Origin of the sequence: Faecalibacillus sp. MSK20_93 (assembly GCF_020589945.1) — a bacterium.
GTDB classification, from domain to species: domain Bacteria; phylum Bacillota_I; class Bacilli_A; order Erysipelotrichales; family Coprobacillaceae; genus Faecalibacillus; species Faecalibacillus intestinalis.
The window spans coordinates 16,383-32,103 of the sequence record NZ_JAJDKA010000033.1 but is presented as its reverse complement, the minus strand read 5'-3'; the positions used below and the strand labels follow the sequence as shown (position 1 = coordinate 32,103).

Genomic DNA, 15,721 nt, shown 5'->3' with positions numbered 1-15,721 from the left:
AAACGTTGAAAAATTCAACAAAGGTGAAAAACCAACAAACATCATCAACATGTATGCATTACAAATGTGGGGTGAATTCGGTGGTTCAGGTGTTACTATCGGTTTAGTAATCGCAATCATGATTTTTGGTAAACGTGAAGATAACAAAGCAATCGCTACATTATCATTAGTTCCAGGTTTATTCAACATCAATGAAACAGTTACATTCGGTGTACCAATGGTATTAAACCCAATCTTAGGTATTCCATTCGTAGTTGCTCCATTAATCACAATCATTATTGGTTATGTATTAACAGTTATCGGATTCTGTCCAGTTGCATGTTTAACAGTACCTTGGACAACTCCACCAATCGTATTTGGTTTCTTAGCATGTGGTGCTAACGTAATGGGTGCAGTAACTCAAGCAATCTTAATTGTTGTTTCAACAGTTATCTATGTACCATTCTTAATCTCTTACGAAAAATATCAAAACAAACAAGCTGCAGAAGCTTAATATTGATAAATTAAATAAGATAATAAATAAGGGCGGGCTTCCCCGTCCCTTATTTTATAAAAAAATATTTAATGAATATGAGTTGACTTTATTAAAGAAAATTGATATTTATTAAATATTGAAAGTATAGAATTAAAGAGGGGTTTTTATGGAATCAAAAAAAGTCGAATCAAATGCGGAATTAACACCATTTGAAAAAGAATTTAAAGTTCAATTAAATTTACCTGCTGCATACTTTAGTGTATTTTATGTAATCTATGTGGTGTATATGATTGTTTCAGGTAATTTTAGTGATTTACCTGCAATTATTGTATTAGGAGTTGTTGCTGTTGGATATTTATTTGGATATAGACCTTATAAATATGTTGTAAAAAGAAGAACTTTAGAAATTCATAGAAGAATTGGAAAAACAAAAGAAATAAACTTAATGAACTGTGAAACAATTACTGATCCAATCGCTAAAATGACAAAGATCATTACAAATGCACATTCATATGAAATCTATATGGACGATGGAACTCGTCAAACTGTTGCTCCAAAAGATCAAATGGGATTTGTGGATGCTGTTGTTCATTCAAATAAGAGAATTCACTGTCAAGTTGAAGAATATAACCAAACTCATCGTAAATGGGAAAAGAAAAGAAGAAAAGAAGAAAAGAAAGCTAAAAGAACTGCTGCTCAATAGTATGCAGCTCTTTTTTTGTATAAAATAAATAAAAAATTATTAAAATGATAAAAACTTTGTGATGGTTATTGACAACCCATATTTTCGTTTGTATAATGACATCATATAAATGATAATTTATATACTAAATAAGGGGGATACAAAGATGGAATTTAACAAGTTAGTTGAAGATTATGGATGCCTAGCTTTTACTGATGATGTTATGAAGGAAAGAATTCCTAAATCAACATATAAAGCATTCCATGAATCGCTTGATAAAGGCGAAGAATTATCAAAAGAATGTGCAACTGTTATTGCGAATGCAATGAAAATTTGGGCAGTTGAACATGGAGCTACACATTTTACTCACTGGTTTACACCAATGACAGGATTAACTGCTGAAAAGCATGATGCTTTCTTAGAACCAGATGGGTCAAAAGCTGTTTTAGAATTTAGTGGGAAAACATTAAGAAAAGGAGAACCTGATGCTTCTTCATTTCCATCAGGTGGTTTAAGAGCTACTTTCGAAGCCAGAGGATATACAGCATGGGATTGTACATCACCTGCATTCGTTAAAGATGGAACATTATATATTCCAACGTTATTCTGTTCATATACAGGGGAAGCATTAGATAAGAAAACACCTTTACTTAGATCATGTGATGCTTTAAGTAAAGCAGCTTGTCGTTTGTTACCTTTAATCGGGGTTGAAGGGGTAACTAAAGTTTCTGCTTCAGTAGGGGCTGAACAAGAATATTTCTTAGTTGATGATAAATATTATCAAGAACGTATGGATTTAAAATTAACTGGTAGAACTTTATTTGGAGCTATGGCACCAAAAGGACAAGAATTAGAAGATCATTATTTCGGTTCTTTAAAACGTAAAGTTGCGGCTTTCATGAAAGATTTAGATGCTGAATTATGGAAATATGGAATTCCATCTAAAACAAAACATAATGAAGTTGCACCAGCACAACATGAAGTTGCTTGTGTTTATGCAAAAGTAAATATTACTACAGATAACAACCATTTATTAATGCAAATTGCTCAAGATATCGCTAAAAAACATGGTTTACGTTGTTTATTACATGAAAAACCATTTGCTGGAGTTAATGGTTCTGGTAAACATGATAACTGGTCAGTAATTACTAATACAGGAATCAACTTATTTAATCCAGGAAAAAATCCTGAAGAAAATAAACCATTCTTAGCTGCATTAGCTTGTACAATTAAAGCTGTTGATGAATATGCTGAAATCTTACGTATGTCAATTGCTTCTGCTGGAAACGATCATCGTTTAGGAGCAAACGAAGCACCACCAGCAATCATTTCTATGTTCTTAGGTGAAGAATTAGATAAAGTTGTAGAAGATATTTGTACTGGTAAAAAATCTGATCATGAAGAACTTGGACGTTTTGATACAGGCGTTTCTGTTGTTCCAACATTCTCTAAAGACAATACGGATCGTAACAGAACTTCACCATTTGCCTTTACAGGTAACAAATTTGAATTCCGTGCTGTAGGTTCTGCACAATCTGTAGCTGGTCCAAATACAATTTTAAATTCAATGTTAGCTGAAGAAATGACACAAATGGCTGATGCTATTGAAGGTGGAAAATCATTTGAAGAAGTTGTTAAAGAATTTATTTCTGAACATAAGAGAATTATCTTCAATGGTGATGGATATTCAGCTGAATGGGAAGAAGAAGCAAAAAGACGTGGACTTCCTAACCACAAAAACACTGTTGATGCTTTAAAATGCTTAAAAGATCCAAAATATATTGATATGTTAGATCGTCAAGGTATTTATACAAAAGTAGAAATCGCTTCACGTTATGAAATCTTATTAGATAACTATATTAAAACAATTCAAGTTGAAGCTTTAACTGCAGTTAAAATGGTTAAAACACAAATTTATCCAGCAGCTTGTGATTATTTAGCTAAAGTATCGTCAGAAGTTGTTGCTGCAAAAGAAGCAGGTATTCCAGCAGCATTCTTAACTGAAGATGCAACAAAACTTGCAACGTTATTACAAGAAACTAAAGATAAATTAACGACATTAGAAAATAATATCGCAAAAGCACAAGCAAGCGAAGAAGAAATCTTCGAAGTAGCTACTATGTGGAGAGATGATGTTTTCGGAATGATGCAATCATTAAGAGAAACAGTTGATACAATTGAAGAATTAGTTGATGATTCTTATTGGCCAATTCCAACTTATGTAGACTTATTATTTGGTATTTAGTATATATTAAAAATCGGTTCTATGAACCGATTTTTTTGTCCTTTCTTTTAAGTATAAAATAAATGATTAAAAGCATGATCAATGCCCCTGTTGAATCAATACACACATCTCTTATTTGTCCAGCTCTGCCAGAAATAAAGAGTTGGTGAAATTCATCACTACAGGCATATAAAGCAGTAAATATAAATGATTTTATCAATGGATTTTGTTTATGTATAAAAGTTTTATAAAGTAAGAATGCAAGAATGGCATATTCTGTCATATGTGCACATTTTCTTACAATGAAGGAAAGGGTATCTCTTGTAATTGGAAGTATGTGAATAATGATATCCACAATAAAATTACTTTGTTTAGAAGAATCATTTCCTGGAGTTTGTGACATCACAAAGATAAAAATCATCCAAAGTATCGTAAGTATTAAATATTTATTTTTTTTCATACGTGCATTATAACAAATAATAATTATAAAATAAATGTTTACAATTGTATACAATTTGGTATAATGAGAACGTATATCGGATGATAATGGCGAAAGAGATTCTATAAGAACACCGAAGAATTAAAGATTTCAGGTAAAAGGATCGCTATTGGACGAACCATTGGAGAGATTCATTCAATTGAACACCGAAGGAGCAAACCCGTTAGGGTGAAACTCTCAGGTAAAAGGACAGTGGCTAAATAGTATTTTTTCATTATTAATTCCGACTAATTTATTAGGAGGAGTTTTTTTATGCAATTACTAACACAAATATTAAAACAAATTAATGATTATGTATGGGGATTACCACTTATTTGTCTATTATTAGGGACAGGTATTTACTTTACCTTCAAATTAAGATTGATCCAGCTTACAAAATTAAAATTAGCTTTTAAATGCATCTTTAAAAAACAAGAAGGAGATGGAGACGTCAGTAGCTTTCAAGCTTTATGTACTGCACTTTCTTCAACGATAGGGACAGGAAATATTGTCGGTGTCGCTACTGCAATTGCGGCAGGAGGACCCGGTGCTTTATTTTGGATGTGGATTTCAGCCTTTTTTGGGATGGCTACTAAATATGCCGAAGGGTTACTTGCAATTCGTTATCGTCAAAAAGATGAAAATGGTGAGATTGCAGGAGGACCAATGTATTATTTAGAAAAAGGTCTACATAGTCCTTTGCTTGCAAAAATTTTTGCTTTCTTTGGTGTATCTGTAGCGTTACTTGGAATTGGAACATTTACGCAAGTAAAATCAATTTCTGATGGACTTTCAATGTCACTTAATGTTCCACGTTACATAACAGCAATTCTTCTAACAATTGCAGTTGCTTTTATTACTATTGGAGGAATCAAAAGAATTGCTTCCGTGGCAGAAAAAGTTATTCCACTAATGTGTGTGTTATACATTGGAGGGGTCGTTTTAATACTTGTGTCACATATTACCGTATTACCAAGTGCCATTGCTTTAATTATTAAATCAGCTTTTACACCTCAAGCAGTTTTTGGTGGAGGAACTGGAATTACGATGGTTATTGCGATGCAAAAGGGAATTAGTCGAGGTATCTTCTCGAATGAAAGTGGACTTGGAAGTGCTCCAATTGCGGCCGCTGCCGCTAAAACAGACTCTTGTGTTGAACAAGGACTTGTTTCCATGACAGGAACATTTATTGATACGATTGTGATTTGTACTATGACAGGTCTTGCTATCGTGTTGACACAATCTTATACAACAGGATTAGATGGTGCAGCGATGACAACACATGCATTTTCAGTGGGACTATTTATTCCATTAATTGGTAAATATATTGTCAATATTGGTCTTGTATTCTTTGCTTTTACAACAATTATTGGATGGAATTATTATGGGGAAAGATGTATGTATTATCTTAAAGGTTTGAAAGCAGTAAAGATTTATAAAATTGTTTATATTATATTTATTGCAATTGGACCATTTATGTCTTTAGAATTTATCTTTGTTTTAGCGGATATTGTCAATGGATGTATGGCAATTCCTAACTTAATTGGATTAATTGGTTTAAGAAAAGAAATTGTTGCAGAAACAGAAAAATATTTTGAATATGAACAACCTGTAGAATTGGTTACAAATATAGAAGGATAGCGAGAGCTATCCTTCTATAAGTTGAAGAATATTTTTTAAAATCTTATTGGTAGAATCTTCATGATAGTATAAAGATATTGGAGAGAGAATATCTAAATCTTGATATTGAAGATATTTAGAATATTGATTAGATTCGATAAAATCATGTAAAATGGCATATCCTTCTTTTAAACATACTTTTAAAAGTGTTTGTTCTATTTCGTACTGTTCCATAGATTCTTGACGAACATCATAAATAAGTTTTAAAGAATCAAGTGAACAAGCTTGATGATAATACTTTCTTAGATGACATGTTTTTATAAGAAGATGTTGATAATCTTTTATTTCGGGGTATTCAAAAGTAATGATTGCATCTAGCTTTCTTTCTTTAAAGGATTGAAGTAATTCAAGACGTGAATAAGCTTTATAATGAAGATCAATGTGTGGGAAATGATCTTTTATTTTTTGTAATAACTTTAAAAGAAGTTCGACATCTAAAGATTTAATAAAACCAATAGAAATACTTCCTTGATTACCTTTTTGATATTCTTCTATAACTTTATAACTTAAATCAATATCTTCTAATATTTTCTTTGCATACGGTAAGTATGATCGGCCTTCACTTGTGAGAGAAACACATTTCTTTGTACGATGAAATAAAGGAATACCTAAATCATCTTCTAAACACTGAATTTGTTTAGTAATAGCTGTTTGACTAATATAAAAATTTTGAGCTGTTTTTGTAAAATTAAGTGTTTCACTTAAATCAACAAAATATTCTAATTGTTTAATATTCATACAATCACCTCATAACTTATAGTTATTATAATATGAAATAATAATATTGGAAAGTTATTAAATAGATTTATAAAATAAGGGTGGATGAAAAGAGGGATGCTATGAAAAGATATGTTTATTATTTATTAGGAATGAATATTTTAGTATTGGGAATTACATGTAATACGTTATCGAATTTAGGGGTTGGTGCTTTTAGTACCCTTCCTTTTGCGATAAGTTCTTTAAGTGCTTTGACCTTTGGACAGGCAAATATTATTTTCTACTTGCTCTTTGTATTTCTTCAAATCATTATTGAAAGAAAAATAAGTGTAAAATTTGTTTTAGAAATACCATTTTCTTTTATCTTTGGTTTTCTGGTTGATTTCTATCAATATTTAATACCATCTATGGATCTAAATATTTATACACAAATTATTGTTTTATTATTTGGAAATACTTGTTGTGCAATAGGTGTTTATTTCATGCTGAAAGGAGATTTAATCATGACACCAGTAGATGGTTTGGTATTAAGTATTTCAGAAGTATCCCATAAACCTTATTCTATCTGTAAGAATTGTTTTGATATTTCAATGATTTTATCAACTGTTGTTGTTTGTCTTGTTTGTCGCAGTCCAATTTATGGTATCGGGGTAGGAACTGTTTTTTCAGCGTTTTATATTGGACGTGTGATTCTTTTTTGTGAAAATTTCAAATTAATACATATAAAAAAATCGAGTCTTGATGACTCGATTTTCATTAATCAGTTAAATCTTCACCGTTAGATGAGATAACTTTTTTATACCAATAGAATGAATCTTTTCTATAACGATCTAATGTTTTTAAATCAAATTCATCTCGATCTACATAAATAAATCCATAACGTTTAACCATACCTTCATGAGTAGAAATTAAGTCAATTGCTGACCATGGGCAATATCCCATCATTTCTGCACCATCAGTAATCGCTAATTGAATTTGTTCAATATGTTTTCTTAGATATTCAATTCTGTATTGATCATGAACTTTTCCATCTTCAGTTAAAGTATCATAAGCACCTAAACCATTTTCAGTAACGACCATAGGTAAACGATATCTTGAATACATTTCACGAATTGTTGCTCTAAATCCCATAGGATCGATTTCCCAACCAAATTCAGTAGTTGGTAAATTAGGGTTTTTATATCCTCTATAAACACCAGCTTCACCACGAGCAGTTTGTTGATCTGCACCTGGATCTAATTCTTCAGTTCCATCGCTTGCTTCTACAGTAGCAGTATTATAATAGTTGAAACCGATGAAATCAGGATGACCGTTCTTTAATGCTTCTGCGTCACCTTCACCAAATTCAGGACATGCATCATTTTCTTCTAAATAAGCCCATACTAAGTTGTTATAAACACCATAAACAGCCATATCTAAGTATAACCAGTTTCTAATAGCGTTGTAGTTTTGTGCAGCTAAAACATCTTCTGGTTTACAGCTTGCTGGGTAAACTAATGAAATATTTGGAGCTGGTCCAATTTTAGCACCTGGTAACATTTCATGACATAAAGCCATCGCTTTTGCTTGTGCTACTAACATATGGTGGTTTTGTTGGTAAGTTTCTTTTAAAACATTTGTACATCCTTCAGGAATCATTAATGTTCCAATAACTGGTCCAACTAAAGTTAACATGTTTTGTTCATTGATTGTTAACCAATATTTAACACGATCACCAAAGTTTTCAAACATAACTTTTGCGAAGTTTAAGAACCAATCGATTGAGTCTCTGTTTCCCCATGATCCACGTTCATCTAATGCTGCAGGCATATCGAAATGGAACATAGTTACTAATGGTTCGATTCCATATTTTAAACATTCATCGATCACATTGTTATAGTATTCAATCCCTTTAGGGTTGATAGCTCCTGTTCCTTCAGGAATAATTCTTGACCAAGAAATTGAGAAACGATAAGTTTTGAATCCCATTTCTGCCATTAAAGCGATATCTTCTTTATATCTATGATATTGATCAGCACAGACTTTTAAATCAGAAGTTCCTTCTGGTACGACTTTTACGTCTTGACATGATGGACCTTTTCCATCTTCTAAACTTGCACCTTCTACTTGATAAGCACTTGTACTTGCCCCCCAAAGGAAATCTTTAGGAAATGGTTTTAAAGTTTTGTGTAACATATTTTAAATATCCTCCTTAAATTCAAGGCTATTATACATAAATAATATTAAAATATTGATTTTTTTTATATTATGAAAAAAATGGGACAGTTAGGCTTGTAACTGTTCCCATTTTTCCATGATTTCCATTAATTCCATTTCTTTTTCTTCAATAGAATCTGTAATTTCATTATATTTTTTATAATTATTCATAACTTCTTCACTTGTGAGTTCTTCTTTTAAAGAATTAATTTCTTTTTCTAAAGAATCAATCGTTCTTTCAAGCTTTTTAATTTCATTCTTTGTTTTTTTATCAATGATCTGTCTTTGTCTTGCTTCGGTAACCACTTTTTGTGTTGTCTCTACAACAGGTGTCTTTTGAGCTAAATAATCATCATAATTACCATTATAAGAAAGACATTGATCTTTTTGTACTTCGATTACACGAGTCGCAATTTTATTAATAAAATAACGATCATGACTAATAAATAAAATTGTTCCTTCAAAACTTCTTAAAGCTTCTTCTAAAACTTCTTTGGAAGAAATATCTAAGTGGTTGGTTGGTTCATCTAGAATTAAGAAGTTAGCTTGTTTTAATAAAACTTCGGTTAAAACAACACGTCCTCTTTCTCCACCTGAAAGCATTGCAATATCTTTAAAGACATCATCGCCTCTAAAGTTAAACATAGCAAGAGTACTTCTAATTTCTTGATTGGTCATACGTGGATAACAATCACTGATTTCATCAAAAATCGTTTTATTATAATTTAAAGATTCATGTTCTTGATCATAGTAAGCCATTTCTACATGACTACCAAAACGTATTTTTCCATGATCAATAGGAAGTTGACCTACAAGGGCTTTAAATAAAGTTGTTTTACCAACCCCATTTTCCCCTACAATAGCCACACGTTCTCCTTTTTTAATATCAAGATTACAGTGTTCAAAAACCATTTGATCATAACGCATTGATAAATCAGTGACTTTTAAAACATCGTAACCTGATTCAATAGCTGGTGTAAATTGAACAGTGATGGCACTTGGTAAATTTTCTGGTCGGTCAATACGTTCAATCTTTGCAAGTTGTTTTTCTTTCGATTCTGCACGTTTAATACTTTTTTCACGATTGAATGATTTTAATGTATCAATACTTTCTTGTATTTTTTTTATTTCTTTTTGTTGATTGATATAGTGTTTTAAATCAATCGCACGTTGTGTTCTTTTTTGAATAGAATATTCTTCATAACGACAATTATAACTATGACTTTTTCCATTTTCTATTTCAATGATCTTATTAGAAACAACATCAATAAAATAACGGTCATGGCTAACCACAATCAAAGCATTTTTATATCCTTTTAAATAGTTTTCTAAAAAGGAAATTGCTTGACTATCTAAATGGTTGGTTGGTTCATCTAAAACCAAAAGTTTAGGCTCTTCTAATAAAAGCTTGGCAAGACAAAGTCTGGTTTTTTGACCACCAGATAGTTCATAAACATATTTTTGAAAATCTTCTTCAACAAAGCCCATTCCTTTTAAAACACCAACAATACGACTAGGATAACTGAAACCATCTTTTTCATTAAATCTATTTGTAAGTGAATCATATTCATTCATGACTTGATCACTATGATCATAAGCCATGATGCCTTCTAATTCACGCATACGATTTTCTATTTTAATCAAAGGTTCAAAGACTTCTAAAGCACATTCATAGATGGTTTTATTCATATCTAAATCATGATGTTGTTTTAAATAACCTACATTTAAATCACGACTTTTAAATAAATCACCACTATCATAACTTTCTTCACCAATTAAGATATTTAAAATCGTTGTTTTACCAGCACCATTGACACCAATAATCGCAATCTTATCATGATCATCTACTTTAAAACTTATATCTTTCAACAAATCAATTCCTTGAAATGATTTCTTTATATTTGAACATTCTATCAACATTTTTTATCACCTCGACTATTCTATCAATAAAATAAAAGGTTTACAAATACTCTTTATATAAATCTTGATAAGCAGGATCAACTTCTAATAAAGCATTCATACTTAAATAAAAAGATTCATCAAAACATTTTTCTTCTTTTTTAATACACCATAAAGCTTCATGACCTGTAAAAGTATGAGCTAAAGCTTGGTAAAGAAATTCAGGATTGGAAAGATTGTGAATTTCTTTATTTTTTTGAGCTTTTTTTATGATGATGATACATAGTTTTGTAAGATTTTCTCTCATCGCAAAGCTATTTCTATTTTCTTTTAAATTAGCGATAAACATTTGACTAAATAAATCGTAACCATATTTCTTTGTATCTTTAATTAAAGTTGAAAATACAATCAGTAATTGTTGATAGTGACTATCACTATCAACAAGTTTATAAGTATCTTTAACAAGATGATCAATCGTTGAATCATAAAGATCTAAAATAAGCTCTTCTTTATTATTGACGTATTTATATAAAGTTGGTTTGGTGATATGTAATTCGTTACAAATATCTTGAATTGTGACATTGTTATATCCTTTATCTAAAAAAAGCTGAACAGCTGTTTGTGATATTTCTTCTTTTGTTATTTTCATAAAATTCTCCTTAGAAATAATATACCATAGATTTAATGGAAAGAGGTTTGTTAAAAAATTCACTTTTATTTTATGAAAGCGTTGACATTTATTTTTACAGTTATATAATTTACTTGAGTTAAATAAATATTTACTATGGTAGAGGAGGAAAAAGAAAATGGCTAAGAGTTTATTTGATAAGACATACATAGGTAAAATGAAATTAAAAAACAGAATTTTCATGTCACCTATGGGAACAACAGGAGAAGCTGATGGAGCTTATTGTAATGAAGGTATTGATTATTTTGAAGAAAGAGCAAAAGGTGGCGCTGGTTTAATTATTACAGGTGCTAACGTTGTTTCGACAAAATATGAACCAAGACCATGTACAGAACTTTCTGATTTCCATCATGTAGAAAGATTAAATATGTTAATTGAAAGATGTCATGCTTATGGAGCAAAAGTCTGTGTACAATTATCACCAGGTTTAGGACGTCAACAATTTACCGATCCTTTTACACCACCTTATAGTGCGGGTAGTGTAGGTGCATTCTGGTTCCCAAATTTAATTTGTAAACCTTTTTCAAAAGAAGATATTCATTATTTAGTAGAAAAAGTAGGGTACAGTGCTTCACTTGCTGTAAATGCTGGTGCAGACTGCGTTGAATTACATGCGTATGGAGGATATTTATTAGATCAATTCCATTCTGTTCAATGGAATAATAGAACAGATGAATATGGTGGAACACTTGAAAATCGTATGCGTTTTACATTGGAATGTATTGAAGCAATTAAAAAGAACGTTCCAGATACAATGCCTGTACTTGTTAAATTTACACCACATCAAAGAGTAGAAGGCTTTAGAACCATTGATGAAGGTATTGAAATGGCTAAAATCTTAGAAAAAGCAGGGGTTGATGCTTTACATGTTGATACAGGATGTTATGAAGAATGGTTCCAAGCGATTACAACTGTTTATAGTAAAGAAGGATATAAACTTGATGTACAAAAAGCAATTAAAGATGTTGTAAGTGTTCCAGTATTAGGGGATGGGAACTTAAAAGATCCTGAAGTGGCTAAAAAAGCTGTTGAAGATGGTATTTTAGATTATGTAGGACTTGCTCATCAAATGTTAGCTGATCCATATTGGCCTAAAAAAGTCAAAGCACATCATGAAGAAGATATCGCTCCATGTGTTGGATGTAATGAATGTTTACTTGCTGGATTTAGTGGAAAACACTACTATTGTGCAGTAAACCCATTATGTTATGCAGAAAAAGCTTATGCTTTACCACTTCCAAATGGTCAAAAACGTAATGTATTAGTTATTGGTGGAGGTCCAGCTGGTATGATGGCTGCCATTACTGCAAAACGTCGTGGTTTTGATGCTGATTTATATGAAAAAGAGGATAAATTAGGTGGAACTTTATGGCCTGCAGGTGGTCCTGATTTTAAAGCGGATGTTTTAAAATTAATTAAATACTTAGAAACACAATGTCAAAAATTAGGAGTTAATATTCATTTAAATACAGCAATTACAAAAGATAATCTTGAAGGAGATTATGACAAAGTTATTTTAGCTGCTGGTTCAACTCCTGCTATGCCACCAATTACAGGTATTGATACAACGGTTCTTGCGAGTGATTATTTAACTCATCAAGCAACAGTTGGTAAAAAAGTTGTTGTTATTGGTGCTGGTCTTGCTGGAACAGAAGCTGCTTGTGATATTGCTGGAAAAGATGGAGATGTGACATTAGTAGAAATGTGTCCAGACATCTTATTTACAGCAAACCATTGTTTAAACAACGATCAACATTTAAGAAAAATGGTTAAAGATCGTGGTGTTAAAGTTGAAGCAAACGCTAAAGTAACAAATATTACACCAACAAGTGTTACATTTGAAAGAGATGGACAAACAATGACGCTTGAATGTGATACTGTTTTAAATGCTGTTGGATTTAGACCTAATAATCAATTAGAAGAATTATTAGATGAAAAATATGATGAAGTTGCTGTTATTGGAGATGCTGTTGCACCAAGAAAAATTTTAACTGCAATTCATGAGGGATATCATGCAATCCGTGTGATGGAATAGGAGATAATAAAGATGATTAGTTTTGATTTAACAGGGAAAGTAGCGGTTGTTACAGGAGCTTCGAGTGGACTTGGACAACAATTTGCAAGAGCATTGAGCGAACAAGGATGCGATGTCGCTATCCTTGCACGTAGAAAAGAAAGATTAGAAGAATTTTCTAAAGAATTGAAACAAAATGGACAAGATTGTTTACCTGTTTCATGTGATGTTACAGATGAAGAAAGTATTAAAAATGCGGTTAATGCTGTCGTAGATCATTTTGGAAAAATTGATATTCTTGTCAATAATGCAGGTGTTGTTGAATACTCAAGTGGTCTTCATGATCATACAACGGCACAATGGGATAAAGTTTTAGATACGGATTTAAAAGGTGTTTTCCTCATGGCAAGAGAAGTTTCAACTATTATGATGAAACAAAAATATGGAAGAATTATTAATATTTCATCGGTTGGTGGTATTCAAGCTGGACCTGCTCAAGTAAGTTATTTTGCGGCTAAAGGCGGGGTTGTCAATCTTACAAAAGCCATGGCTGGAGATTTAGCCCCTTATGGTATTCTTGTTAATGCGATTGCACCAGGTGTCTATGATACAGAAATGACACATGATGCTTTAGATGCACCGGGTTCTCTTGTTTTAAAAAACAGAGTAGCTCTTAAGAGATTTGGTCGAGAAGGTGAAATGAATGGAGCACTAATTTACTTTGCAAGTGACGCTTGTACTTATACAACAGGACAATTACTTGTTATTGATGGTGGAATGACAAGTATGCTTTAAAATAAAAAACAATATCCATATGGATTGGATATTGTTTTTTTGCATAAACAAGAACATTTTTTGCAAAAAAACATAAAATAATAAGGTATGAAATTAGATAATTGTTTTCAATTGTATACAAAAATGCAATATTCTGTTGAAATCAAGAAAGCCCTTTGATATAATACAAAAGTACTTTAAGAAAGTTTAAGTAGGGAATTGTTAAAACTAGGAGGAAAGGGAAATGAACTTATTAAAGAAATCTTTATCTGTTCTTGCTGTTGCTGCAATGGCTGTATCCTTAGCTGGATGTGGTGGTTCAAGTAGCTCAAGCAAAAGTACAGAAAGTGGCGAAAAAGTATTTCGCTTTGGTCAATCTAATCCAAAAGTTGGTTTAGATATGCAAACTAACACTACCTCAGGGGCTTCTTCTGTTGCTGACAACGTATTAGAGGGATTATATCGTTGGAATGATGATAATAAAGAAGAATGTGTTCTTGCTAAAGATATGCCAGAGGTATCTGATGATGGATTAACTTATACAATTACACTTAAAAAAGGTGTTAAATTCTCAGATGGTTCTGATTTAACTACTGAAGATGTTAAATATACATTCGAAAGAATGTTTACACCAGCAACAGGATGTACAAATACATATATGTACAACATGATTACTGGTGCTCAAGATATGTTAGATGGTAAAGCTACTGAATTAAGTGGTTTTGAAACAGTTGATGATTACACTTTTAAATTACATATTGATTACAAATTTGCGCCATTTGTTGCTAACTTAGGTATGGACTATGCTTCAATTTATCCTTCAGATGCATGTGCTGCTGCTGGTGAAAACTGGGGTAAAGGAACTAACTTAATTGGTACTGGTCCTTATGTAATTAAAGAAAATGATGAACAAACTAAAGTTGTAATGGTACCAAATAAAAAATATCATGGTAAAAAAGCTAACTTAGATCGTTTAGAAATTGTTTATATTGATGATGCAAGTACAAAAATGATGGAATATGAACAAGGTAACATTGATATGTGTGACTTAGATACTTCATTATTAGATCAATATAAAGATAGTGATTTAAAAGATGAAATTACTCAAGTAACTCCATTAGGTACATATTTCTTATCAATTAAAGATAATGATCCAGTATTAAGTAATAAAGCAGTTAGAGAAGCAATCTCATTAGCTATTAACCGTAAAGAATTATGTAGTACCGTATTAAATGGTGCTGCTGAACCAGCTTCATCATTCTTAAACCCAGGTGTTCCAGGACATGATGACAAATTAAAAACTTATGAACATAACGTTAAAAAAGCTAAACAAGTTTTAGCTGATGCAGGTATTTCAAACCCTACATTTACTTGCAAAGTTAGACAAAAAGAAGAAAAAATTGCTACTGCATTACAAGCTTACTTAAAAGAAGCAGGAATTACTATGAATGTAGAAACAATTGATGCAGGTATTTGGTCTTCAGCTAGAGCTGCTGGTGAATTACAAGCTACAGTTCTTGGTTGGTTCCCATTATATGCAGATGCTGATAACCAAATGTATACTTATTACTATTCAGAAAACGCTGTAGGAAAAGGTGTATTCTACAATAATCCTGAATTCGATTCATTAATGAAAGAAGCTCGAGAATCAAATGATTCTGATAAACGTGTTGAATTATACAAAAAAGCAGATTATATCTTATCTCGTGAAGATTATGGAACAATTCCATTATATTATGGTAAGTTACAATTTGTTGCTAAACCATATGTAAAAAATGCTAAATTAGGAAACTTAATTTATCATTTATATAACATTGATATTGATTTATCTAAAAAATAGTAAATGAAATTAAATAAGTGTTAATCATATATGGAATGCAGCAATGCATTCCAT

General features: G+C 31.4%; 13 protein-coding genes and 1 riboswitch. Of the genes, 8 read left to right on the top strand and 5 right to left on the bottom strand.

Annotation, left to right across the window (positions count from 1 at the left end; genetic code table 11):
• The 3 genes from LJD34_RS10235 to LJD34_RS10225 form a co-directional block, all read left to right on the top strand.
• Positions 1-493: PTS transporter subunit EIIC (locus LJD34_RS10235; protein ID WP_227359809.1), on the top strand; the 493-nt coding region annotated here is incomplete at its 5' end.
• 148 nt (positions 494-641) lie between these two features.
• Entirely contained in the window at positions 642-1,178 is a 537-nt protein-coding gene (locus tag LJD34_RS10230) for a hypothetical protein (RefSeq protein ID WP_195933296.1), read from the top strand.
• A gap of 145 nt (positions 1,179-1,323) precedes the next feature.
• Positions 1,324-3,402 (top strand): glutamine synthetase III, encoded by a 2,079-nt coding sequence (locus LJD34_RS10225; RefSeq protein WP_227359808.1) that lies wholly within the window; start codon positions 1,324-1,326, stop codon positions 3,400-3,402.
• Between the two features lie 19 nt (positions 3,403-3,421).
• On the opposite strand, the gene LJD34_RS10220 is transcribed toward LJD34_RS10225, so the two are convergent.
• Complete coding sequence (locus LJD34_RS10220; protein WP_119362584.1) at positions 3,422-3,841, bottom strand: VanZ family protein; 420 nt, start codon at positions 3,839-3,841, stop codon at positions 3,422-3,424.
• A 150-nt stretch (positions 3,842-3,991) separates the two neighbouring features.
• Positions 3,992-4,083: riboswitch (glycine riboswitch) on the top strand.
• Positions 4,084-4,132: 49 nt separating this feature from the next.
• On the opposite strand from LJD34_RS10220, the gene LJD34_RS10215 reads away from it, so the two are divergent.
• A complete protein-coding gene (locus tag LJD34_RS10215) occupies positions 4,133-5,500 on the top strand; it encodes an alanine/glycine:cation symporter family protein (RefSeq protein ID WP_227359807.1) in 1,368 nt (455 codons plus the stop codon).
• Positions 5,501-5,506: 6 nt separating this feature from the next.
• Here the strand turns inward: LJD34_RS10215 and LJD34_RS10210 are convergent, their stop codons facing one another.
• Positions 5,507-6,277 carry a LysR family transcriptional regulator gene (locus LJD34_RS10210; protein ID WP_227359806.1) on the bottom strand — a complete coding sequence of 257 codons (771 nt, stop codon included), beginning with the start codon at positions 6,275-6,277 and terminating at the stop codon, positions 5,507-5,509.
• 101 nt (positions 6,278-6,378) lie between these two features.
• Here LJD34_RS10210 and LJD34_RS10205 point away from each other — a divergent pair, with 101 nt between their 5' ends.
• Positions 6,379-7,038, top strand: coding sequence for a YczE/YyaS/YitT family protein (locus LJD34_RS10205; protein WP_227359805.1), 660 nt, complete (start codon positions 6,379-6,381; stop codon positions 7,036-7,038).
• Here LJD34_RS10205 and LJD34_RS10200 read toward each other — a convergent pair.
• From LJD34_RS10200 to LJD34_RS10190, 3 genes are all read right to left on the bottom strand, one after another.
• Positions 7,013-8,431: a glycoside hydrolase family 1 protein gene (locus LJD34_RS10200; protein WP_175301795.1), complete on the bottom strand. Its 1,419-nt coding sequence runs from the start codon at positions 8,429-8,431 to the stop codon at positions 7,013-7,015. The two genes, LJD34_RS10205 and LJD34_RS10200, sit on opposite strands and share 26 nt — an antisense overlap.
• Before the next feature lie 90 nt (positions 8,432-8,521).
• Complete coding sequence (locus LJD34_RS10195) at positions 8,522-10,372, bottom strand: ABC-F family ATP-binding cassette domain-containing protein (protein ID WP_227359804.1); 1,851 nt, start codon at positions 10,370-10,372, stop codon at positions 8,522-8,524.
• Between the two features lie 40 nt (positions 10,373-10,412).
• On the bottom strand, positions 10,413-11,000 hold the full coding sequence (locus LJD34_RS10190) for a TetR/AcrR family transcriptional regulator (RefSeq protein WP_227359803.1): 588 nt from the start codon (positions 10,998-11,000) through the stop codon (positions 10,413-10,415).
• A gap of 157 nt (positions 11,001-11,157) precedes the next feature.
• Between LJD34_RS10190 and LJD34_RS10185 the strand changes: the two genes are divergently transcribed.
• The 3 genes from LJD34_RS10185 to LJD34_RS10175 all read left to right on the top strand — a co-directional run bounded on the left by LJD34_RS10185 (position 11,158) and on the right by LJD34_RS10175 (position 15,667).
• Complete coding sequence (locus tag LJD34_RS10185; protein WP_227359802.1) at positions 11,158-13,074, top strand: NAD(P)/FAD-dependent oxidoreductase; 1,917 nt, start codon at positions 11,158-11,160, stop codon at positions 13,072-13,074.
• A gap of 12 nt (positions 13,075-13,086) precedes the next feature.
• Positions 13,087-13,848 (top strand): SDR family NAD(P)-dependent oxidoreductase, encoded by a 762-nt coding sequence (locus tag LJD34_RS10180; protein ID WP_032089611.1) that lies wholly within the window; start codon positions 13,087-13,089, stop codon positions 13,846-13,848.
• A 223-nt stretch (positions 13,849-14,071) separates the two neighbouring features.
• A complete protein-coding gene (locus tag LJD34_RS10175; protein ID WP_032089612.1) occupies positions 14,072-15,667 on the top strand; it encodes an ABC transporter substrate-binding protein in 1,596 nt (531 codons plus the stop codon).
• Positions 15,668-15,721 lie beyond the last annotated feature (54 nt).